19 protein-coding genes and 1 riboswitch are annotated in these 21,861 nt (G+C 58.4%); of the genes, 9 read left to right on the top strand and 10 right to left on the bottom strand.

Annotated elements, in window-relative coordinates:
- The coding region (locus tag IBX51_RS08665; RefSeq protein WP_291830749.1) for an ATP cone domain-containing protein at positions 1-1,357 on the bottom strand (1,357 nt) is incomplete at its 3' end.
- A gap of 168 nt (positions 1,358-1,525) precedes the next feature.
- Positions 1,526-1,736, bottom strand: a riboswitch (cobalamin riboswitch).
- A gap of 209 nt (positions 1,737-1,945) precedes the next feature.
- Between IBX51_RS08665 and IBX51_RS08660 the strand changes: the two genes are divergently transcribed.
- Positions 1,946-2,569: a DUF3047 domain-containing protein gene (locus tag IBX51_RS08660; protein WP_291830750.1), complete on the top strand. Its 624-nt coding sequence runs from the start codon at positions 1,946-1,948 to the stop codon at positions 2,567-2,569.
- 2 nt (positions 2,570-2,571) lie between these two features.
- On the opposite strand, the gene IBX51_RS08655 is transcribed toward IBX51_RS08660, so the two are convergent.
- Both IBX51_RS08655 and IBX51_RS08650 read right to left on the bottom strand, forming a co-directional pair.
- Positions 2,572-3,297, bottom strand: coding sequence for an ABC transporter substrate-binding protein (locus tag IBX51_RS08655; RefSeq protein ID WP_291830748.1), 726 nt, complete (start codon positions 3,295-3,297; stop codon positions 2,572-2,574).
- A gap of 203 nt (positions 3,298-3,500) precedes the next feature.
- Positions 3,501-4,682 (bottom strand): acyl-CoA dehydrogenase, encoded by a 1,182-nt coding sequence (locus IBX51_RS08650; protein ID WP_291830747.1) that lies wholly within the window; start codon positions 4,680-4,682, stop codon positions 3,501-3,503.
- Between the two features lie 226 nt (positions 4,683-4,908).
- Between IBX51_RS08650 and IBX51_RS08645 the strand changes: the two genes are divergently transcribed.
- From IBX51_RS08645 to IBX51_RS08610, 8 genes are all read left to right on the top strand, one after another.
- Complete coding sequence (locus IBX51_RS08645; protein ID WP_291830746.1) at positions 4,909-5,721, top strand: ABC transporter ATP-binding protein; 813 nt, start codon at positions 4,909-4,911, stop codon at positions 5,719-5,721.
- A gap of 29 nt (positions 5,722-5,750) precedes the next feature.
- Positions 5,751-7,013 (top strand): ABC transporter substrate-binding protein, encoded by a 1,263-nt coding sequence (locus IBX51_RS08640; protein WP_291830745.1) that lies wholly within the window; start codon positions 5,751-5,753, stop codon positions 7,011-7,013.
- Entirely contained in the window at positions 7,010-7,840 is an 831-nt protein-coding gene (locus IBX51_RS08635) for an ABC transporter permease (protein WP_291830744.1), read from the top strand. Before IBX51_RS08640 ends, IBX51_RS08635 begins: the two co-directional genes overlap by 4 nt.
- Before the next feature lie 140 nt (positions 7,841-7,980).
- Complete coding sequence (locus IBX51_RS08630) at positions 7,981-9,654, top strand: sigma 54-interacting transcriptional regulator (RefSeq protein WP_291830743.1); 1,674 nt, start codon at positions 7,981-7,983, stop codon at positions 9,652-9,654.
- A gap of 196 nt (positions 9,655-9,850) precedes the next feature.
- Positions 9,851-10,405 carry an OsmC family protein gene (locus tag IBX51_RS08625; protein WP_291830742.1) on the top strand — a complete coding sequence of 185 codons (555 nt, stop codon included), beginning with the start codon at positions 9,851-9,853 and terminating at the stop codon, positions 10,403-10,405.
- Between the two features lie 27 nt (positions 10,406-10,432).
- Positions 10,433-11,572, top strand: coding sequence for an acyl-CoA dehydrogenase family protein (locus IBX51_RS08620; RefSeq protein ID WP_291830741.1), 1,140 nt, complete (start codon positions 10,433-10,435; stop codon positions 11,570-11,572).
- Positions 11,569-12,924 carry an FAD-dependent oxidoreductase gene (locus IBX51_RS08615; RefSeq protein ID WP_291830740.1) on the top strand — a complete coding sequence of 452 codons (1,356 nt, stop codon included), beginning with the start codon at positions 11,569-11,571 and terminating at the stop codon, positions 12,922-12,924. The genes IBX51_RS08620 and IBX51_RS08615 overlap by 4 nt, the downstream gene beginning before the upstream one ends.
- A gap of 83 nt (positions 12,925-13,007) precedes the next feature.
- Positions 13,008-14,219, top strand: a complete 1,212-nt coding sequence (locus IBX51_RS08610) for an alginate export family protein (protein ID WP_291830739.1) — start codon at positions 13,008-13,010, stop codon at positions 14,217-14,219.
- Positions 14,220-14,307: 88 nt separating this feature from the next.
- Here IBX51_RS08610 and IBX51_RS08605 read toward each other — a convergent pair whose 3' ends face one another.
- The 7 genes from IBX51_RS08605 to atpD all read right to left on the bottom strand — a co-directional run bounded on the left by IBX51_RS08605 (position 14,308) and on the right by atpD (position 21,847).
- On the bottom strand, positions 14,308-15,231 hold the full coding sequence (locus tag IBX51_RS08605; protein WP_291830738.1) for a DoxX family membrane protein: 924 nt from the start codon (positions 15,229-15,231) through the stop codon (positions 14,308-14,310).
- Positions 15,228-15,791 carry a hypothetical protein gene (locus IBX51_RS08600; RefSeq protein WP_291830737.1) on the bottom strand — a complete coding sequence of 188 codons (564 nt, stop codon included), beginning with the start codon at positions 15,789-15,791 and terminating at the stop codon, positions 15,228-15,230. Before IBX51_RS08600 ends, IBX51_RS08605 begins: the two co-directional genes overlap by 4 nt.
- Entirely contained in the window at positions 15,781-16,296 is a 516-nt protein-coding gene (locus tag IBX51_RS08595) for an RNA polymerase sigma factor (RefSeq protein ID WP_291830736.1), read from the bottom strand. The genes IBX51_RS08600 and IBX51_RS08595 overlap by 11 nt, the downstream gene beginning before the upstream one ends.
- 315 nt (positions 16,297-16,611) lie before the next feature.
- The gene (glmS, locus tag IBX51_RS08590) at positions 16,612-18,444 is read right to left on the bottom strand and encodes a glutamine--fructose-6-phosphate transaminase (isomerizing) (RefSeq protein ID WP_291830735.1); all 1,833 of its coding nucleotides are present in this window, start codon (positions 18,442-18,444) and stop codon (positions 16,612-16,614) included.
- Positions 18,445-18,474: 30 nt separating this feature from the next.
- Complete coding sequence (gene glmU, locus IBX51_RS08585; protein ID WP_291830734.1) at positions 18,475-19,839, bottom strand: bifunctional UDP-N-acetylglucosamine diphosphorylase/glucosamine-1-phosphate N-acetyltransferase GlmU; 1,365 nt, start codon at positions 19,837-19,839, stop codon at positions 18,475-18,477.
- 152 nt (positions 19,840-19,991) lie between these two features.
- Positions 19,992-20,414 carry a F0F1 ATP synthase subunit epsilon gene (locus IBX51_RS08580; RefSeq protein WP_291830733.1) on the bottom strand — a complete coding sequence of 141 codons (423 nt, stop codon included), beginning with the start codon at positions 20,412-20,414 and terminating at the stop codon, positions 19,992-19,994.
- 38 nt (positions 20,415-20,452) lie between these two features.
- Positions 20,453-21,847, bottom strand: coding sequence for a F0F1 ATP synthase subunit beta (atpD, locus tag IBX51_RS08575; RefSeq protein ID WP_291830732.1), 1,395 nt, complete (start codon positions 21,845-21,847; stop codon positions 20,453-20,455).
- Positions 21,848-21,861: the final 14 nt, after the last annotated feature.

Raw genomic sequence — 21,861 nt, 5'->3', positions numbered from 1 at the left:
CGTCGCCGGTGTTCTTGCGCAGCTCCAGGAATTCTTCGATGTCCAGGTGCCAGCTCTCCAGGTACGCGCACACCGCGCCCTTACGCTTGCCGCCCTGGTTCACCGCCACGGCGGTGTCGTTGACCACTTTCAAAAACGGCACCACGCCCTGGCTTTGGCCATTGGTGCCTTTGATGTGGGAGCCGAGCGCCCGCACCGGGGTCCAGTCGTTGCCCAGGCCGCCAGCCCATTTGCTCAACAAGGCATTGTCTTTGATGGCGCCGTAGATGCCTTCCAGATCATCGCCTACGGTGGTCAGGTAACAGGACGACAACTGGGAATGGCGGGTACCGCTGTTGAACAGGGTGGGTGTGCTGGCCATGTAATCAAAGCTGGACAGCAGGTGGTAGAACTCGATGGCGCGGGCGTTGGGGTCGTCTTCGCGCAGGGCCAGGCCCATGGCCACACGCATGAAGAACACTTGGGGCAGTTCCAGTCGGGCGCCGTTCCAGTGCAGGAAGTACCGGTCGTACAGGGTTTGCAGGCCCAGGAAGCCGAACTGCAGGTCCTGCTCCGATTTGATGGCCGCACCCAGGCGTTCCAGATCAAACGCCGCCATGGCTTCGTCCAGCAGCTCGTAGCGAATGCCAGCGGCAATAAAGGCTTTCAGTGCCTGTGGATACACCTCTGCCAGCGGCTGATTGCGGGGCAGGTCCAGCGCTTCGGCGGTTTCCAGGCGCAGCTGTTCCAGCAACAGGCGGGCGGTGACGGCGCTGTAGTCCGGCTCCTGCTCGATGCGGCCGCGGGCGGTCATGATCAGGGCAGAGACCACTTCGGTTTCGGCAATGCCGTCGTACAGGTTGCGCAGGGCCTCCTCCACCAGGGATTCACCCTCAATCCCGTCCAGGCCGGTGGCCGCCTGCTCCACTTGCAGTTTCATCAGGCCCAGGTCCAGCGGTGCCACGCTACCGTCGGCTTTTTTCACAGTCAGGTGCGGGTGCGCTTCCATGGGTTCGTCAACGGCACGCTGGCGGGCGTGCTCTTCCCGGTAGAGTACGTAGGCCCGGGCTACTTTCTGCTCTTCGGCCCGCATCAACGCCAGTTCCACCTGGTCCTGGATGTCTTCGATGTGTACTTTGCCGCCGGCTTGCAGGCGACGGCTGATGGCCTGCACCACCTGCTCGGTGACCCGGTGCACGGCGTCGTTGATGCGGGCGGAGCCGGCAGCCTTGTCGCCTTCCACGGCCAGGAATGCTTTGGTCACAGCCACGCTGATCTTGGCGGGATTGAATCCAACCAGAGTACCGTTGCGTTTAATGACTTGAAGGGATTGAGTGTCGGATACGACTGTGGGCTCGGCCAGGGCGGTGGCAGACATGGGACTTCTCCTTGTGTACGCGTTGTGAGTGCAACCTTTGCGTTCACAGGAGAAAAGACGGCCTGGCCACGGGCGACACCAACGTTCACGCACAAAAATGGGGATGCCATCTTTTGGTGATTGTCGTCCGGGGCCAATAATCCTTACCTGCTCACCTTGAAACGCGAAGGTGCAGTGTCTATCCCGGGCAGGTCTTCGGACTCAGGGGCGTGAATCGTAGGATTCGGCCTTGCGTGGCGACTTCCCGGTGTTACCCAGTGTCTTGATGCCACGCTTGTTCCCCAATACCGCTGCGCGTCAGTTCCGGATTCTCACCGGATTCCCGACTACCCTATGTAGATCAATGATCATAGAATGATCCCAACATATGGTAGTCAACCAAGGATTTCATCACTATATACGGAGTTAAAATCGGTGACAAGGCACTTTCGATCCAATGTAATGTCAACTGATAGATACACCATTCAGTAACGGGAGCACATCGTGAAACGCTCAATACACACAAAACTTATTTTTGCGCTGACCCTGTTCTACCTGGCCAGCTCATCGGCGTTGGCCGAAGAGCCGACACTGAAACCCTTCTCTACAATGGATTCGCTGGCCGACGGCTGGGAGCCGCTGGAGTTCCCTCGAATCGACCGGCACACCCGCTATGAGCTGGTCACTGATGACGGTGTTCAGGTGGTCAAGGCCACCGCCGATGGCAGCGCCTCCGGCCTGATTGCCCGGGTGGCACTGGAGCCTGGAGATGCCATGACGCTGCGCTGGCAGTGGAAGGTATCGAATGTGTTTGAGAAGGGCGACGCACGCAAGAAAGCCGGTGATGACTACCCGGCTCGCATCTACGTGGCATTTGAGTTTCAGCCTGAGAAAGCCGGCTTTTTTGAGCGCGCCAAACGCAAAACGGTTGAGGTGATGTTTGGCGAAACCCTCCCCGGCAATGCTTTGAACTACATCTGGGCAAACCAATTGCCGGAGCAGACCTTTATTGCCAACGCCTTTACCGATCAAACCATGATGGTGGCCGTCAATTCCGGCTCAGAGCAAGTTGGCCAGTGGGTGACGGTAGAACGGGATATTGTGGCGGACTACCGCAAGGCGTTTGGGGAGGAGCCGCCCCGGATTGTCGGCGTTGCCATTATGTCGGACGCAGATAATACCGGAGAGCGGGCGCAGGCTTGGTATCGGGATGTGGAGTTGATCACACCCTGAGCTCAGCGATGTTCCTGCGGAAACCCAGGCAACACAAAGGTGTCTCTAAGCTGCCGAACGGGCGGCACCTCACCGCGTTCAGAGAGTCGAACATAGGCGTCATCAAACGCCTCACGCAGAATACTGGCACGGGGACTGGCAAGCGAGAACAGCCAGGCGGTATTGCGAGTTCGGACTTCGGATTCGCGAACGATGGCATCGGAGGCCTGGGTCAGGATCTCACGCACCGGCTGAGAATAATCGAGCAGATAGTCGCCCCGCTTTCGTTTCAGCATATCAATGGCAGAGCGGTGATTGGGGGCCTCGGTAATGCGAATGTCAGGCTGTTCCATCAGCCAGTAAAGGAGCCCACCGTAAGTATAGCCCCCGATCAAAATCACCGTTTTGCCCTGCAACTGATCCATATGGCGCAAGGGTGCGGTGCCATCACGATACCAGGCGCTCAACTCAACAGACATTGGGCTGATCCAGCTTTCCAGTACGGCATCCGCCAGCGCCGGTGTGCCGGTTAACCCCAGCCACAGATCAACGGTACCATTGTGTAAATACAAATAGGTGCGCGTGATCGGCAGGTACAGAAAATCCACTTCGTAACCTGCTTCTGCTGCGACTTTGCGGGTAATCTCCACAAACTCGCCTTGCGGCTCTCCCATGGCATCACGATAACTCATGGGCGGAAACTCAACATAAGCGACCCGCACCGGGCTGGCACTGTCGGGTTCTTGCACAACTGGGTAAGCCGGGGCGGCATAAAGCAGGCACATCAAAAAAACAAACAATCCGGTGCACGCCAGGGCGTGTCGGGGCATTTCAGAGTAAGAAGGCTGGCAACTGCGCATGTATACCGCTTTTTTTATTGGTAGTGTTAAAGATTAACAGATACCAGAAAAACTGTGGGACCAAACAGAAAAAAATGTCGGCTCAGGCCCAATCAGAAAAAGGCCTGAATGCCGGTTTGCGCGCGCCCCAGAATCAGGGCGTGGATATCGTGAGTGCCTTCGTAGGTGTTCACCACTTCCAGATTCACCAGGTGCCGGGCAATGCCGAATTCGTCGCTGATGCCGTTGCCACCGAGCATGTCGCGGGCGGTACGAGCCACATCCAGAGCCTTGCCGCAGGAATTGCGTTTCATCATGGAGGTAATTTCCACCGCTGCGCTGCCGTCGTCCTTCATTCGGCCCAGGCGCAGGGCGCCCTGTAAAGCCAGGGTGATCTCGGTCTGCATGTCTGCCAGCTTCTTCTGGATCAGCTGGTTGGCCGCCAGCGGCCGGTCAAACTGTTTTCGGTCCAGCACGTACTGGCGCGCCGTGTGCCAGCAATCCTCGGCGGCCCCCAGCGCGCCCCAGCTGATGCCGTAACGGGCAGAGTCCAGGCAGGTGAACGGGCCTTTCAGGCCGCGTATATCAGGAAAGGCGTTGGCCTCCGGCACAAACACCTCATCCATCACGATCTCACCGGTCACCGACGCTCGCAAGCCGACCTTGCCATGGATAACCGGCGCGCTCAGGCCGTCCCAGCCCTTCTCCAGCACAAAACCCCGAATCTTGCCGGCGTCGTCTTTGGCCCACACCACAAACACGTTGGCGATCGGGCTGTTGGTGATCCAGGTCTTGCTGCCGGTCAGGCGGTAGCCACCGTCCACCGTTCTGGCCCGGGTGGCCATGTTGCCGGGGTCCGAGCCGTGGTCCGGCTCGGTCAGGCCAAAACAACCAATCCATTCACCCGAGGCCAGCTTGGGCAGGTAGGCCTGGCGGGTTTGCTCAGTGCCAAACTGATAAATGGGCAGCATCACCAGGGAACTCTGCACGCTCATCATGGAACGGTAACCGGAATCCACCCGCTCCACTTCCCGGGCAATCAGGCCATAGCTGACCTGGTTCAGGCCGCCACCGCCGTACTCCTCCGGCAGGGTCGCTCCGAGCAAACCAGCCTTACCCATGGCCCGGAAGATGGCCGGGTCGGTGTGCTCATGGCGAAACGCTTCCAGTACCCTTGGCCGGAGCTCGGCCTCGCAGAATCTGGAGGCGCTGTCGCGCACCATGCGCTCGTCCTGGGTGAGCTGCTGGTCAAGTAACAGGGGATCCTGCCATTGGAAGGGGGATGTCGATGCCATGCTGAAGTCTCACCCGTGGTTGCGGACTGTAATAGCTCATAGTACGCAAAAATCAGAGAGCTGAACAATGGCGAGTCCACCTTGCCAATGTCCGACAATGGCAACTCCCAATAAACTGTCGCCCTTCAGGCTAAACATATCATCTTACTGATTTTAAACACTTAATTTTGGTGGCACGCATACTGCTTAGGTCCAGACCACTATTCCTTTGGACCGGAGCCAAGACATGGGCGCATCACTTTCGATCGACTACGTCAGCCACAGATTTACGCCTTCCGCCGCACCGACACTAAAAGAGATCGATGCCCGCATTGAACCCGGTGAGATGACGGCCCTGATCGGCCGCAGCGGCTGTGGCAAGTCCACCTTGCTGCACATGCTGGCCGGGCTGCTGATTCCGTCGGAGGGCTGTATTCGGGTCAACGGTCATCAGATCTCTGCACCCAGTGCCAAGTGGAACATGATGTTCCAGAAAGCCTCGTTGTACCCGTGGATGACCGTTCAGGAAAACGCCTCCCTCGGCCTGTTATTCGCAGGCCACTCCAAGCGCGAAGCGACAAAACAGGTTGATGCACTGCTCGACATGGTGGGCCTGCACGACAAGAAAAAGGACAACGTTCAGAGCTTGTCTGGCGGTCAGCAACAACGGGTTGCACTGGCGAGGTCTTTGGCCACCAACCCCGAGGTGCTGCTTTTGGATGAGCCGTTCTCTGCCCTGGACGCGTTTACCCGCTCTGCGCTTCAGGAAGAGGTGCCCGCGATTTGCCGCGAACGCGGCATCACCATGGTGATCGTCACCCACGATATTGATGAAGCCATCACCATGGCCGATCGGGTTCTGGTGATGTCTCAGAACCCGGGGCGGATCGTCAGTGAACTTCCGGTCAAGCTGCCCTGGCCGCGCCGACACATGGATGTCGGGTTTCAGACCTTGCGCGACGAGCTGATGCAGCAATTCAAAGGCACCGACACCGGCTTGTCCGGACGGTGTGCCCAGTCCAGCCAGCCCGCCGACTCGAAAGCCGAAAGCGCCGCCTGAGAACGCCCAATCTTAATGAGGAAAACACGATGAAAAAGCCGACACGCAACACGCCCACCACCCAGCAATCCGATCAGGAATACCTCCAGGAACACGAAATGAGCCGGCGGGATTTCATGCTCGACAGCCTGGCCCTCGGCGGCCTGGCCGCTGCGTTCGGGATGTCTGCCAGCACCGCCGCCTGGGGCAGCATCCAACCCCCGGCGGATGAGGTTGTGCGCATCGGTTACCTGCCCATTACCGATGCCACTGTTCTGCTGGTAGCCCATGCCAAAGGCTTTTTTGAAGAAGAAGGCCTGAAAACCGAGCCACCCACCCTGATACGGGGCTGGTCACCGCTTGTTGAGGGGTTTGCCGCAGGCCGGTTCAATCTGGTGCATTTCCTCAAGCCGATTCCGATCTGGATGCGATACAACAACAACTTCCCGGTAAAAATCATGTCGTGGGCGCACCTGAACGGCTCAGGCCTGGTGGTTGGTCGCCATACCGATGCCAAGAGCTTTGCGGATCTTGGCGGCAAGCAGGTGGCGGTGCCCTACTGGTATTCCATGCACAACATCGTGCTGCAAATGGGCTTGCGCCATGCCGGGCTCACGCCGGTGATCAAGTCGCAAAGCGAGACCCTGGCCGCCAACGAGGTGAACCTGCAGATCATGCCACCGCCGGATATGCCCCCGGCGTTGGCGGCCCGGAAGATCGACGCCTTTATCGTCGCCGAACCCTTCAATGCGGTGGGCGAAATGCTGGCCGGTGGCAAGATGCTGCGTTTTACCGGTGATATCTGGCGCAATCACCCGTGCTGCGTGGTCTGTATGAACGAGAACCAGGTCAACGCCAACCCGGTGTGGACCCAGAAGGTGATGAACGCCATTGTTAAAGCCCAGATCTATTCCCAGCAGAACAAGAAAGAAGTCGCTCACCTGTTGTCGCGTGATGGCCAGGGGTATCTGCCCATGGCGGCCAATGTGGTTGAACAGGCGATGACACTCTACGACCAGGAAAGCTACGCCGATCCCAAAGCAATTCAGAACGCCGACTGGGGCAGCGGACGCATCGACTTCCAGCCATGGCCGTTTCCCTCCGCCACCCGGCTCATTATTAACGAGCTGAAGCAGACCCTGGTCGGTGGCGATACCACCTTCCTGCAGGATCTGGACCCGGACTTTGTGGTGGATGATCTGGTGGACTACCGCTTTGTCAAAGCCGCCATGGACAAGCACCCCGGCTGGAAAAACGCACCGGGCTTTGATGCAGCCAACCCATTTGATCGGGAAGAGGTGGTCAAACTATGAGCACCAAAACCTCCGCCGCCCTGAGCGCCCCGTCATCCGGCTTCAACTGGCTCAGTCCGGTGCTGGGCATGCTCGGAGGCCTGCGCTACCCGGCCCTCGGCATCACCAGTCTGCTGGCAGCCTGGTGGTTCGGCGGCTACCTGGTGGCCAACGACCCGGACATGTGGGCTTTCGCCAACTTTGCCCCGGCACCCACCTTCCAGGCGTTGTATGGTCTGGTGGCCAGTGGCGCCATCTGGCCCACCATCCTGTCCAGTCTGTACCGGATTCTCTACGGCTTGTTCTGGGGCATTGTGATCGGGGTGCCGGTCGGCGTGCTGATCGGCTACGTGGGCAGTGCCATGAAGATTGCCAATGTGCCGTTTCAGTTCCTGCGGATGATCAGCCCCCTGGCCTGGATGCCGATTGCGGTTCTGGCGTTCCCTACCTGGGATTCGGCCATTATCTTCCTGATCGTAATGGCTGCGGTCTGGCCGATCATCTTCTCGACCGCGCACGGGGTGCGCCGGATCGATCCCAACTGGTTTAAAGTCGCCCGCAACCTGGGCGCCTCCGAACTGCACATGCTGCGACGTATCATCATGCCCGCCATCATGAGTGATGTACTGGCCGGCATCCGACTGGCCGTCGGGGTGGCCTGGGTGGTGCTGGTACCGGCCGAGTATCTGGGCGTTACCAGCGGCCTGGGTTATGCCATCAACGACGCCCGGGATACCCTCTCCTACGACACTCTGGCCGCCATTGTGGTGGTCATCGGCCTGATCGGCTACGGGCTGGACTCCATCTGTAGCCTGCTGATCAAACGCTTTAACTGGCATGTTGAGTAACACCTGAATCACCCGCAACAAGGCAGCCCCAAGGGGCGGCCTTGTTGCGTTATGACAGCGACAATGTCCGTCCAGCAGACAATCAGGCACAGAGATTGCTGTATCAATCTCTGACAATGTCCTGGAATGGCAAGCTGCTCATGGAAAATACCTCGTCACCACTTGAAAGTGATGTCATCAAAGCCGAGACCGACCTCACGGTTGTGCAGGAGGCCGCCAAACTGATCGGCCACTCCGGCTCACCTGAGTCTGCGATCACCGGCATACTGCGCCTGATGTCGCAAATGCTGGGCCTCAACCGGGGCCGGGTACTGCTGTCGACCCCGGACGACAGCGCTCTGCACATTCAGTACAGCTACGGGCTGACCCCCGAAGAGCGGCAGCGCGGGGTGTACAGCTTTGAGGAGGGCATCACCGGCCGGGTGATGCGCCAGGGGCAACTGGCGGTGGTTCAGAACATCGATGAGGAACCCGGCTACCTGTTCCGGGCGGTCGACCGGCAGACCCTGCCAGACGGAGTGGTCGCCTACATCGCCATTCCCATCCTGGAGGGCAATACCCCCGTGGGTGTGCTGGCGGTCAACCGGCTGCGCATGCGCCCCAGATCGTTCAGTGCCGATCTGGTTATCCTCAGGATTCTGGCAACCTTTATTGCCCAGATCATCAAGATCAACTCCCTCATTGAAGAGCGCACCAACCACCTCCAGGCTGAAAACCAGGAGCTCAAAGACGCCCTGCAAAACCAGCAAACCAATCACGGAATACTCGGCGACAGCCGGGCCGTGCAGGATGCACTGCTTCAGGTAACCCGGGTGGCCAAAACCCAGGTGACGGTATTGCTCACCGGCGAATCCGGCACCGGAAAGGAGCGTTTTTCCCAGATCTTGCACCTGAATAGCGCCCGCAAGGAGCAGCCCTTCCTTGCCATCAACTGCGCGGCCATACCCGATCAATTGCTTGAGTCCGAGCTGTTTGGCCACGAGCGGGGCGCATTTACCGGGGCTTCTGCCACCAAAGCCGGCAAAATCGAACTGGCCAGTGGCGGCACCCTGTTTCTGGACGAAATTGGTGATCTGAACCTGGAGTTACAGTCCAAGTTGCTGCGGGTTCTGGAGGGCCAGGTGATCCAGAGAGTCGGAGGTAACAAAGACATACCGGTCGACGTCCGAATCGTAACCGCTACCCACAAAAACCTTCAGGATGCCGTCAACCGGGGTGAGTTCCGCCTCGACCTGTTCTATCGGCTCAATGTCTTCCCCATTCACCTGCCCCCGTTACGGAGTCGGGAGGGCGATGTGCGCATTCTGGCCCGGCACTTCCTGTTAAGTGCCAATCGGGAGTATGGCCGCTACACCCTGCTGGGGAGTGGCGTTATGGAGCGCCTGGAAAGCTACAGCTGGCCCGGCAATATCCGCCAGTTGGAAAACGTCATCAAACGGGCTGTGCTGATGGCCGAAGACGGCACCATCAGCATCATGGACATTGAAGCGATACTGCGACAGGAATCCACCATCAGCCGGCACCTTGAAGCCGGCCAGCAGAACTCGGCAGACCCAGACGGGCCGACGGCGTTCAACAACGCGATGGCACCGGGCAGCGCCCGGGCCCAGAACACAACCAATCCCGGGCCCGGGCGCCCTTACAGCTGGGTACGGGCAGACGAGGCCGGTGAATTGACCAACGCCCTGCAGCAGACCGGCGGCAATAAAACCCGGGCAGCGGCCCTGCTGGGCATGACCCCCCGACAATTCCGGTACCGACTGGAGAAGCTGAACATGAACAATGGGCCGGAGCCAGACCCCGACAATGTCTGACATTGTCGGATTTTGATACCTGACAAAGGCCGGAGCCGAGCAACCAAAGGCCCGCCAAAAAAACCCTATCACATTGTTTTAAAACAGATTAAATCTGAATTTCAGAAGGTGGCACACAAGCTGCTCCAGTACAGTTACACGCCCGAACGTCTCAGGACACCGCGGGCAAATCTGACAAACCCAACCGGAGCACAACATGACCACAGCCACTGCCAGCCAACCAGAAACCGTCACCGCTTACCTTCGCCCGATTGATCGTGACGGCCTGCTCGCCTTTGCCGAAAAAGGTCGCAACAACCCGGCCACCCGAGGCACCAACAAAGTTCACACCGTTACCGACGGCCAGTACCGCACCGTCAGCCACATCAACCAGCACCAAGTGGTGGTGGACGAGCCCCTGCATCTGTTCGGTGAGGATACCGCCCCGGCCCCGGGCGAAATTGTCCTGTCCGGCCTGGGCGGCTGCCTGGCCGTCGGCATTACCGCGGTGGCCACCTGGAAGCAGGTAAAACTCAGCAAACTGGAAATCTTCCTGGAAGGTGACATTGGCAATCCGGCCGCCTGGGGTGCCGGCGGCGCGGAAAAGAAACCCGAAGACATGGGCTTTCAGGAAATCCGCGTAAAGGTGTTGGTTGAGGGCGACGCCACTCGTGAAGAGCTGGATGACATCGTCCGCCACGCCAACTACTTCTCGCCGGTGGCCAACACCCTGCGCAATCCGATCCCGTTCAGCATCAGCCTGATGGAATAAGCCCACCCCGAACCCCAGAGGTAAGCCATGAACAGCGCCGCTGTATCACCCTCAGTTGCTCTTCCCTGGGCAGACGATGTCCAGGTGCTGGCGGATGTCAGCCAGATCGCCCGGGAGCAACTCGCTCCCGCCGCCTACCGTATCGATCACGAGGGCTATTATCCGATCGATATCATGGCAAAACTTGGTCAGGCCGGCGCGTTTGCCGGCCATCTCGACCAGTACGGCTCTCGCTATGGCCTGGCCATCGAATCCATGCATGAGATCAGCCGGCACTGCGGCTCCACCGGTTTCATGACCTGGTGTCATGATGTTTGCGGGCTCTACATGGAGCAATCCGGCAATCCGGCTTTGTTGGCCCGGCTGCCAGACCACGCCGCCGGCAAGACCTTCGGCGGAACCGCGCTGTCCAACCCGATGAAAGCGTTCACCGGTATCGAGAAGATGGCGCTGAAGGCCAAAAAAGTACCGGGTGGTTATCGGGTTAACGGTACCTTGCCCTGGGTCAGCCACATTGCCCCGGGCCAGTACTGTGGCGTTATCGCCGCGGTCGACCGGGAGGATGGCAGTCGCTCCCACGAGATCATGTTTCTGCTGGATCTGGATGAGCGGGTAACGCTCAGAAAATGCCCGGAGTTTTCCGGCATGGAAGGCACCAGCACCTGGGCCGTTCCTCTGGTCGACTATTTCGTCCATGAGGATCAGATGATTGCCGATCCGGTGCGGCCGTTTATCCAGCGCGTGCGCACGGCGTTCATCCTGCTGCAGGTGGGCATGGCGAGTGGTGTGATTCAAGGCTCGATTGATTCCGCTCGCGAGGTGGAGTCCTCCCTTGGCCATGTAAACCAGTATCTGCATGACCGCCCGGACGAGTTACAGGCGGAGTTTGACGATATCAAAGCTCAGGCCGCCAAACTCGCCGAAACCCCGTTTGATGGCAGCAAAGACTTCCTGCTGGACGTACTGGATCTGCGCGCCCGGGGCTCCGAGATGGCGCTCAAGGCATCGCAGTCAGCGCTTCTGCACCAAGGAGCGCGGGGTTACCTGATGACCTCGGCACCGCAACGCCGGATACGCGAGGCCCATTTCGTCGCCATCGTCACACCGGCCCTCAAACACCTGCGCTGGGAGATGGCCAAACAAATGCGTGCAGAGGTGCCGGCATGAGCAAGCAAAGCGTCGATCAAGCCACGCCCTGGCGACAGTACATTTGCCTCGCCTGTGGGCTGATTTATGACGAGGAGCAAGGCGATCCGGACAGTGGTCTGGCACCGGGCACCCGCTTTGAAGACATTCCGGACGACTGGGAGTGCCCTCTGTGCGGTGTTACCAAGACCGATTTTGAACTCTTGGAACGGCAGGAAATCACGGTTTGCGATCAGCCGATGCAGTTCAACCGTAAACCTGGCGTGGTGGTGATTGGCGCCGGCATTGCGGGCTGGTCCACCGTAGAAGCGCTGCGCGCACTGGACTCCGCGGTTCCCATCACTCTGGTCACCGCGTGCACCGGCGATACCTACCACAAGCCCGAGCTGTCGGTGGCCATCAGCCGTGGCGCGGATAAAAAAACGCTGGTACGGGAGTCCGGCTACCAGGCCGCTCAGCGGCTTGGCGTCCAGCTGATGTCACAAACCTTCGCGGTTGGCCTGAGCCCGGCGTTAAAACAGTTACGCACAACCCGCGGATCGCTCAACTACACCCAGCTGGTTCTGGCCCAGGGCGCACAACCGATACTGCCGGCGCAACTGCCCGCGCACCTGTGTTGGCGGGTCAATGATCTGGCCGGGTGGTCTGGTCTGCAACAGGCGCTCGCGCAGGGTAAACAGTCCGTCGCTATTGTCGGCGCCGGCATGATCGGCTGCGAGCTGGCCGAAGACTTTGCGCGCGCCGGGCACACAGTCACCCTGCTCGACCGCAATAACGCACCGCTGGCCGGGCTCCTGCCCGGCAAGGCCTCATCTCGCCTGGTCAGTAGCTTTAACCAACTCGGCATCACCTATGTTGGCGGCGTGGATGTGACCGGCGTGGCCGCACTCGACAATGGCAAGCGCTCAATCACCCGCCAGGTTGGCCAGCCCCTTGAGGTCGATCACGTTGTGGCGGCAACAGGCCTGGCCACCGACAACCGGCTGGCCCGTCACGCCGGCCTGCAGTTTGAGCGGGGCCTTACGGTCGACCCGCACACACTGCGCACCAGCGACCCGGACATTTACGCACTGGGTGATTGCATTAGCATTGACGGAGCACCGTGCCGCTTTATTGAACCAATTAAACATCAGGCACAAGCGATTGCACACGCCGTACTGGGTTTGGACGCGGTGATCTATGAACACAAACCACCCGTGATAAGGCTGAAAACCCGAGCCATGCCCGTGGTTCTGCACGGCCAACCTAGCGCTGACGGAACCTGGAAAACCCTTCTCGACACCCCTGACGAGCTCGTTATGGAGCAATATCAAGGCAGTCAGAAGATCTCTCACCTCAAACTAGGCTCACTTGGCCAAAGCCGGGCCGCGTGAGCGCTACGCCACCGGCATGGGCAGGAACTGCGGCAACAACCGATTTGATAACTGATGTCTCACTGATAGGGAAGAAAGCAACCATGAAAGCACGATTAATGCGACATTCGGCCTGTATGTTGGGCGCCCTGGCGATCACCACCCCGGCTCTGGCAGCGGAACACTCCCTGCACGATGCCCTGAGCAACGGAAAGGTCTCGGGCGATATCCGTTTACGGTATGAGGCGGTGGATCAGGACAACGCCCTTAAAGACGCGGATGCCCTGACCATCCGCACCCGCCTGGGCTACACCACCGGCAGCTACCATGGCGTGACCGGGGTTCTGGAGTTCGAGGATTCCCGCACGGTAATGGGCCTGGACGATTACAATAATACCCTCGGCAAGAATACCGACTATTCGGTGATCGCCGACCCGGAAACCACCGAAGTCGATCAGGCTTATCTGCAATACAGCGGTGGCGACGTCACCGCACGCGCCGGGCGCCAGGTCATTGTCTATGACAATCAGCGCCATGTGGGTCACGTCGGCTGGCGACAGGACCGGCAAACCTTCGACGGCGTGCGCCTGACCTATGCGCCCACGAGTCTGCTGACGCTGGACTATGCCTATCTCAACCAGCGCAATCGCATCTTTGCGCAGGCCCAGGACCTGACCACCAAAGATCACCTGCTGAACCTCGGCTATCAGACCGGCTTCGGCAAGCTCAGCGCCTACGCCTATCTGCTGGAGGTGGATAACAACACCAATAACGGCCTGGATACGGTGGGTCTGCGGTTTGCGGGTGATTACGACCTGGAATCGGTAAAGCTGATTTACGCCGCCGAGTACGCCAGACAGGAAGCCAAAGCCGGCGCCAACGAGTTTGACGCCGATTATTACTCACTCAGAGCGGGAGTTGGTATGCAAGGCATCACCATTGCACTGACCTATGAAGTACTGGGCTCTGACGATGGTAATTATGGATTCGCCACACCACTGGCCACGCTACACGCGTTCAACGGCTGGACGGACCAGTTTCTGGCAACACCGGCGGGCGGTCTGGAAGACATTTCGCTGACCGTGTCTGGCGCTCTCGCAGGTGGTCGTTGGGTGGTCGTCTATCATGACTTCAGTGCCAACGAATCCACCCCGGCCGTGGACGACCTGGGCGACGAATGGGGCGTCGCTTACAATAGGGGCTTTGCTGAGCACTACACTGCCGGCATCAAATACGCCCGCTACTCCGCCGGTGACAGTGCCGCCGGCAAAGTGGACACCAACAAACTCTGGCTGACCCTGGGCGTGAGCTTCTAAGGTTGATTTAGATAAGGCTGGAATGCGCTTGTTAGCACCAGCGTTCCAGCCTTGTCTTCGTTCAACTTCTTGGGGGCTTTCTCAAGTCTCAGGCGCTTCTGAGTTTTCTCGAATCAAGATAGGCGCTTGTCCGGGCCTTAAGATCGCGAGGGGTAAACTTCTCGCCGCCACCGAGCATGGCAAGAATGGCACCGGCAGATAAGAACGCGAACTCCCGCTTAAAGCTGTTCACGATATCGAGCAGTGACGAATCCAGATTGATGCCATTGCCCATACGCCACAGCATTATGGCAACCACAAGGATACCGGCCGCGCGAACGCCAACCCCAGAGATGAGCAAAAGCGCACCCACCAGCAGAATCCAGCCCGGCGTTAAGTAGGTGGGCACAGCACCCGTGGTGGCAAACAAACCACCGACAAGCAAGGGAGCTGCCATCGACAGCCGGGTTAATAAACCGAGTGTGTTCCAGTTCAGCACGGGACTGGTCGCTATAGTGCCGAAGATTTTCTCATCAATGCTGGCACGACCAGCGCCCAGCATAAACAGCACGGCCATAAGGCCGGACAAAGAGATGTCGCGGATCTGAACCAACAGCGCGGGCGCCTGAAAAGTCGCCGATGCCATCGTTTCGCCGGGCACGGTATGTACCGGCAGTGCTACGATAAATGTCCACAGCAAAAAGGTGTAGATCAGGGCCAGTGGCCGCACCATTAAGCCCAGTACCAGAGCAATACCGGACAGCAGCTCAAAGGTGGAGAGCGCGGTCAGGAATCCCCATGGACCCATGATGTCGCCCATCCAGCCGGTGAACAGGTAATCCTGGAAGAACTGATTAATGTAACCGTTGCTGGCAGTGTACCTGTTCACAATCGCCGCCGCATGATCGGGGCTCAACAAACGAGACAGTTTCCAGAGGCCACCAATAATGAAGATCAGGCCTAACCCTATCCGGAGAATCAGCGCGGTATGACCCGGAGTTGAAAACCTGCTCAATGTGTTGGGAACTGTCATAATCTGTCCTTTGCCAGTGCATAAAAATGGCCGTTTTCGGCCCAGGTGAGTACCACCGTCGCGTCAAAGTTACCACCTGAAAACGGGATGTTTTCCAGGGCTCCCTGCGCTTTGGCGATAAAAAGCGATGTTCTTTCCTGATGTTCTTCGCTGAAATAGATTTGCAGTGCCGGCTGCCCAGCAAGCGAACACAGGCGGGCCCCTTTGATGGCCTTGTCAATATTCAGTAAGTCTGGGCGTCGGAGAGGCAAGTCGGCGTTAGTGAGATGGCTGGTTAGTGCGTCGAAATCCTTGGCCTGAAAGTCGACGGGCTTGCCCGCAAGGTGGTTTTTGATAATGTCGGCCGATAGGGTGTCGGCATCAGACGCCCCCGGAGGCCATAAGCCAAACGCGGGCATCAGCAACGAAACCGTCATCAACGCCACGAAAACACAGGCCATCATGGGCTGAAACAGCCATTGCGTCATGCCCGCTGCATCGTCGATATCTTGCAGTTGCCTATCAGAGAGCCGCTTCCCCTCATAATGATGTTTGAGTAACGTATCCAGATCATTTTTCATGGGTGTTTGCCTCCGCCAGCTGGCTGACTCTGGAACCAGGTGAATCGTAGTCCATCAGCATGCCTTTCATCTTCAGGCGGGCTCGATGCACCAAGCTCAGAACCGTTCCTCGTGGCCGCCCGGTAATCCTGGCAATCTCAGCTGCGGTATAGCCCTCTACCGAGTTCAAAAATAAAGCCTCTCGCTCGGGCGGCCGTAATTTGGCCAGACACGCATCCAGATCATCAGCGGCAAAGGAGTGGTCGAACACGGCGGTGTCTTCGATCACCGGTATCTGGGCCTCGTCCAAAGACTCCACAACCAAAATCTGCTCACGGCGGTATCGGTCAATATAGAGATTGCGAATGGTGCGAACCAAACGTGGTCTGTTGACCAACGGTATCAACTGAGAGTTGAGCCGGATCCAGGCCTCGTGGACCAAATCCTGGGCATCCTGCTCTTTACAGCGTAAGGCCAAGGCATAGCGATAACCCGCCTGGAGCAGTTCCTCGGTCTTGGATGACACAGAAAGTTCCTTGTAGATTCAGAAGACGCGCGCAGGGGAGCGCTTTAATCAGTAGCTGACTCTAAGACGAATGACGGCGGCGTTTGATTGCAGGTGGAAAAACAAAATACCGAAAAGTTCCTGCTCATTCGGCAAAGGCGGCCTGAAAGCACGGCAATCGGTCAGGCAGGTCGGGCAGGTCAGACTGCGTTCAGAACAGTCCACACGGTTTTGCTCTGCGCGTATTCAGAGAAGGTAGTTGAGGAAGAGTGGTGCCCTCGGCCTATACAAGGCCGAGGGCTGTTAACGCTGTGCGAGGCAACGCCTGACGGCGGTTTATTCCACCGTCACACTTTTGGCGAGGTTCCGGGGCTGGTCCACGTCGGTGCCCTTGAGAACGGCCACATGATAGGACAACAGCTGCAGTGGCACGGTGTAGACGATCGGCGCAGTAATTTCGTGTACCGAGGGGATTTGCATCACATGCAGGCCTACCTCCGGCTTCACATCGGCTGCCCTATCGGCGAACACAAACAGTTCACCTCCCCGGGCCCGGACTTCTTCGAGATTGGATTTGAGCTTCTCGAGCAAATCGTTGTTCGGTGCCACGGTGACCACCGGCATTTCACTGTCCACTAACGCCAGCGGGCCGTGTTTCAGCTCACCGGCGGGATAGGCTTCTGCGTGAATGTAGGAAATCTCTTTGAGCTTGAGCGCCCCTTCCATGGCCACCGGGTACTGAGAACCCCGGCCCAGGAACAGGCTATGATTCTTGTCCATGAAGGCTTTGGACATTTCCTCGATTTCGCCATCCAGGGCCAGCACATCGCTGACCTGACCCGGCAACAGGTGAATGGCTTTTACAATATCAGCTTCCCGCTCGGCACTCAGGCCGTTGTGACGGGCCAGGGCCAGGGTGAAAATCAGCAGGGCGGTCAGCTGGGTGGTGAACGCCTTGGTGGAGGCCACACCGATCTCCGGACCAGCTTGAGTCATGATCACCAGATCGGACTCCCGCACCAGCGAGCTACCCGGGACGTTACAGATGGCCAGAGCCGCCCGGAAACCCGCTTTCTTGGCCTGGCGCAAAGCTGCCAGGGTGTCGGCGGTTTCGCCGGACTGGGAAATGCACAGGAACAGGGTGTCTGGCTGGATAACGTGCTTGCGATAGCGGAACTCGGAGGCCACTTCCACGGAGCAGGGCACACCGGCCAGATCCTCAATCCAGTAACGGGCCACCATGCCGGCGTGATAAGAAGTACCGCAGGCGATGATCTGGACGTGGCGCACGTTCTCCAGCAGGTTGGCGGCATCAGTGCCCAGAGCCTGTTCCAGAACCCGGGTATCGGTAATCCGGCCTTCCATGGTGGCCTTGATCACTTTCGGCTGCTCGTAGATTTCCTTGAGCATGTAGTGGCGGTATTCGCCCTTGTCGGCGGAATCGGCACCGTGCTCGAAACGGGTGATGGCGCGTTCAACCGCCTGGCCGTCCCGATCATGAATCTCAATGCTGTCTTTGCGGATATCGGCAATGTCGCCTTCTTCCAGAAAGATAAACCGGTCGGTGACTGGCAGCAGGGCCAGCTGGTCAGAGGCGATAAAGTTCTCACCAATACCCACTCCCACCACCAGCGGACTGCCCTCACGGCAGACCACCAGGTGGCCTGGCTCATCGGCGTGCACAACGGCCAGAGCAAAGGCGCCGCGTAACCGGGTGATGGCGGTCTTCACAGCGTTGTACAGATCGCCTTCTTGCTGGTAATTCTTGCCGATCAGGTGCGCAACCACTTCGGTATCGGTCTGGGAGGTGAACACGTAACCTTCGGTTTTGAGCTCGTCCCGCAACTCCTGATAATTCTCAATAATACCGTTGTGGACAATGGCCAGGCGTTCGCCAGACATGTGCGGATGAGCGTTCACACGGGATGGCTCGCCGTGAGTCGCCCAGCGGGTGTGGGCGATACCAAGATGCCCGCTCAGGGGATTAGCGCTGATCGCTTCGGCAAGCGCAGCAACCTTGCCGACCTCCCGTGCTCGCTGCAACCAGGATTCGCCATTGATCACGGCCATGCCCGCCGAGTCATAACCGCGGTATTCAAGACGGCGCAGGCCCTCCAGCAGAATACCCTGGACATCCCGTTCTGAAACCACTCCTACAATCCCACACATGCTGCTATCACCTGTTTGTTAATTCGGTTGTTACGCTTTCTTTGGCCGTTCCCAGCCCGAGATATTCCGTTGTTTGCCCCGGGCCACCGCCAATTCGCTTTGCGCGACATTGCGGGTGATCGTTGAACCGGCACCAATGGTGGCCTCGGCCGCTACCGTCACAGGAGCAACAAGAGACGTGTTTGAGCCAACAAACACGCCGTCGCCAAGCTCCGTCCTGAACTTGTTCACCCCATCATAATTGCAGGTGATAGTGCCTGCACCCACATTCACATTACGGCCAAGAGAGGCATCGCCTACGTAGCTCAGATGGTTGATCTTGCTGCCCTCACCCACGATGGCTTTCTTGGTCTCGACGAAATTGCCCACCTTGGTATTGGCGGCCAGCTCGGTACCGGGGCGCAGGCGGGCAAAGGGTCCGATCTGGGCGTTCGCCCCCACCACCGCGCCTTCGATAAGACTGTGCGCTTTAATGTCGGCACCGTCGGCGATGGACGCATCCTTGATCACGCAACCAGGGCCAATGCTGACGTTGCTCCCAAGGGTTACCTTACCTTCAAACACTACGTTAACGTCGATCCACAGGTCGTTGCCAATGCTGAGTTCGCCGCGAACGTCAATGCGGGCTGGGTCTGCCAGCGTAGCACCTTCGGTCATCAGCCGCTCTGCCTGCTGGCGCTGATACCAGCGCTCAAGCTCAGCCAGTTGCAGACGATTGTTGACCCCCTGCACCTCAAACGGGTTCAGCGGCTGCGATACCGTTACCGCCAAACCGTGGCCCACCGCCATGGCGATAATGTCGGTCAGGTAGTATTCACCCTGAGCGTTGCTGTTAGACAAGGCCGGGAGCCAGCTTTTCAGATGGCGGGCAGAAACCGCCAGAATACCGGTGTTCACTTCTTGGATGGTCTGTTGCTCAGCACTGGCGTCTTTCTGTTCAACGATCGCCTGTACCTGGCCCTGGGCGTCCCGCACAATGCGGCCGTAGCCGTGGGGGTTGTCCATATCCACCGTCAGCAACGCAAGATTGCCGTCATCCAGGTCGCTGACCATGGCCTCCAGGGTGTCTTTACGGGTCAGCGGTACATCCCCATAAAGTACCAGCACACGCGCATTATCCGGTAAATCCGGCAGCGCCTGAGCGACAGCATGGCCGGTCCCCAGCTGTTCCGTTTGCATCACCCAGTTGACAGACGGCTCGTCCAGCGAGCCACGAACCTGTTCGGCGCCATGCCCGATCACCGTGTGAATGGTCTCCGCGCCCAGCTGCTTTGCGGTCTCAATCACATGGTGCAACATGGCTTTGCCGGCCACCGGGTGCAGGACTTTGGGCAGTGCAGATTTCATCCGGGAGCCTTGGCCGGCCGCAAGGATCACAACGTGTAACGGGTTCATGGGGCAGTCAGCTCCAATCCGGTGTGTTCAGTTCAAAATAAAAAAACCGCCTCCCGGTGAATAAGCAGCTGTTCCAACAAAGGAGCAGTTGATCATCCACCTGCGGATGCGGTTTACGGTCAGGCCAATCCGGGCCCTGACACAAACCCTGCTTAACGCAGGTGCTTGCGCAGTTTCTGGATGGTGCGCAGCTGAGCGGCGGCTTCTGCCAGCTCGGCGGCGGCACGGGAGTACTCGAACTCGCCTGTTTTGTTTGCCAGTGCCTTCTCGGCTTGCTTCTGGGCTTCCAGCGCTGCCGCTTCGTCCACATCCTTGGCACGAGTTGCAGTGTCAGCCATCAGAGTCACCAGGTTAGGCTGTACTTCCAGGTAGCCACCTGAAACGTACAGAATTTCCTCGGTGCCACCCTGCTTGATGATCCGAACTGAACCGGGCTTGAGCTCGGTCAGCAGCGGAGCGTGGCCAAGCTGGATGCCAAGCTCACCCTCGGTTCCGGTGGCGATCAACATCTCCACCAGACCCGAGTAGATTTTTTCCTCGGCACTTACGACGTCACAATGTACGGTCATAGCCATTTCTTACGCCTCTTGGGTCAGAAAGAGAAGAAGCAGGATTACTTGCTTTCTTTCGCTTTCATTGCCTTAGCCTTCTCGATTGCCTCTTCGATACCACCGCACATGTAGAAGGCCTGCTCCGGCATGTCGTCGTAATCGCCGTTCAGGATACCCTCAAAGCTTGCGATGGTTTCCTTCAGAGACACGTACTTACCAGGCGAGCCGGTAAATACTTCCGCTACGTGGAACGGCTGAGACAGGAAACGCTCGATCTTACGGGCACGGGCAACAGTCAGTTTGTCATCTTCTGACAGCTCGTCCATACCGAGGATAGCGATGATGTCCTTCAGTTCCTTGTAACGCTGCAGTACGTTCTGCACACCACGGGCAACGTTGTAGTGCTGCTCGCCGATGGTCAGCGGGTCCAGCTGACGGGAGGTGGAGTCGAGCGGGTCGATCGCCGGGTAGATACCCTTGGAAGCGATGTCACGGCTCAGTACCACGGTGGCGTCAAGATGCGAGAAGGTGGTAGCCGGAGATGGGTCAGTCAAGTCATCCGCCGGTACGTAGACCGCCTGGATGGATGTGATAGAACCGCTCTTGGTGGAGGTAATACGCTCCTGCAGCTCACCCATTTCCTGGGCCAGGGTTGGCTGGTAACCTACCGCGGACGGCATACGACCCAGCAGTGCAGATACCTCGGTACCGGCCAGAGTGTAACGGTAGATGTTGTCAACGAACAACAGAACGTCACGACCCTCGTCACGGAACTTCTCAGCCATGGTCAGGCCGGTCAGCGCTACACGCAGACGGTTTCCTGGGGGCTCGTTCATCTGGCCGTAAACCATCGCTACTTTATCAAGGACGTTGGAATCCTTCATTTCGTAGTAGAAGTCGTTACCTTCACGGGTACGCTCACCAACACCGGCGAACACGGAGAGACCGGAGTGCTCTTTCGCGATGTTGTTGATCAACTCCATCATGTTTACGGTTTTGCCAACGCCGGCACCACCGAACAGACCAACCTTACCACCCTTGGCGAACGGGCAGATCAGGTCGATAACTTTGATGCCGGTTTCCAGCAGGTCAGCCGAGGCGGCCTGATCGGCGTATCCCGGTGCCTTGCGGTGGATAGCCCAGCGCTCTTCTTCACCAATCTCGCCCTGCTCGTCGATCGGACGACCCAGTACGTCCATGATCCGGCCCAAGGTCTTGGTGCCCACGGGTACGGAAATAGGCTTGCCGGTATTGTCTGCTTTCAGGCCACGCTTGAGACCTTCGGTGCTGCCCATGGCGATGGTACGAACAACGCCGTCGCCCAGCTGCTGCTGAACTTCCAGTGTTGTTTCGCCACCTTCAAGCAGCAGTGCGTCATAAATGTTTGGCACGGAGTCACGTGGGAACTCCACGTCGATAACCGCGCCAATGATCTGAACGATGTGTCCGCTACTCATGCTCGGTTCCTCGT

The organism is Marinobacter sp. (genome assembly GCF_014859525.1).
Lineage (GTDB): Bacteria > Pseudomonadota > Gammaproteobacteria > Pseudomonadales > Oleiphilaceae > Marinobacter.
The sequence above is the reverse complement of the archived record's forward strand: the minus strand, read 5'-3'. Positions and strand labels throughout refer to the sequence as shown.

What these genes read in the sequence shown, in the direction of transcription:
- IBX51_RS08660 (WP_291830750.1), top strand. Translation starts at nt 1,946, where the DNA reads ATGGATTCGCTGGCCGACGGCTGGGAGCCGCTGGAGTTCCCTCGAATC.
- IBX51_RS08650 (WP_291830747.1), bottom strand. Translation starts at nt 4,682, where the DNA reads ATGGCATCGACATCCCCCTTCCAATGGCAGGATCCCCTGTTACTTGAC.
- IBX51_RS08645 (WP_291830746.1), top strand. Translation starts at nt 4,909, where the DNA reads ATGGGCGCATCACTTTCGATCGACTACGTCAGCCACAGATTTACGCCT.
- IBX51_RS08640 (WP_291830745.1), top strand. Translation starts at nt 5,751, where the DNA reads ATGAAAAAGCCGACACGCAACACGCCCACCACCCAGCAATCCGATCAG.
- IBX51_RS08635 (WP_291830744.1), top strand. Translation starts at nt 7,010, where the DNA reads ATGAGCACCAAAACCTCCGCCGCCCTGAGCGCCCCGTCATCCGGCTTC.
- IBX51_RS08630 (WP_291830743.1), top strand. Translation starts at nt 7,981, where the DNA reads ATGGAAAATACCTCGTCACCACTTGAAAGTGATGTCATCAAAGCCGAG.
- IBX51_RS08625 (WP_291830742.1), top strand. Translation starts at nt 9,851, where the DNA reads ATGACCACAGCCACTGCCAGCCAACCAGAAACCGTCACCGCTTACCTT.
- IBX51_RS08620 (WP_291830741.1), top strand. Translation starts at nt 10,433, where the DNA reads ATGAACAGCGCCGCTGTATCACCCTCAGTTGCTCTTCCCTGGGCAGAC.
- IBX51_RS08615 (WP_291830740.1), top strand. Translation starts at nt 11,569, where the DNA reads ATGAGCAAGCAAAGCGTCGATCAAGCCACGCCCTGGCGACAGTACATT.
- IBX51_RS08610 (WP_291830739.1), top strand. Translation starts at nt 13,008, where the DNA reads ATGAAAGCACGATTAATGCGACATTCGGCCTGTATGTTGGGCGCCCTG.
- IBX51_RS08605 (WP_291830738.1), bottom strand. Translation starts at nt 15,231, where the DNA reads ATGACAGTTCCCAACACATTGAGCAGGTTTTCAACTCCGGGTCATACC.
- IBX51_RS08600 (WP_291830737.1), bottom strand. Translation starts at nt 15,791, where the DNA reads ATGAAAAATGATCTGGATACGTTACTCAAACATCATTATGAGGGGAAG.
- glmS (WP_291830735.1), bottom strand. Translation starts at nt 18,444, where the DNA reads ATGTGTGGGATTGTAGGAGTGGTTTCAGAACGGGATGTCCAGGGTATT.
- glmU (WP_291830734.1), bottom strand. Translation starts at nt 19,839, where the DNA reads ATGAACCCGTTACACGTTGTGATCCTTGCGGCCGGCCAAGGCTCCCGG.
- IBX51_RS08580 (WP_291830733.1), bottom strand. Translation starts at nt 20,414, where the DNA reads ATGGCTATGACCGTACATTGTGACGTCGTAAGTGCCGAGGAAAAAATC.
- atpD (WP_291830732.1), bottom strand. Translation starts at nt 21,847, where the DNA reads ATGAGTAGCGGACACATCGTTCAGATCATTGGCGCGGTTATCGACGTG.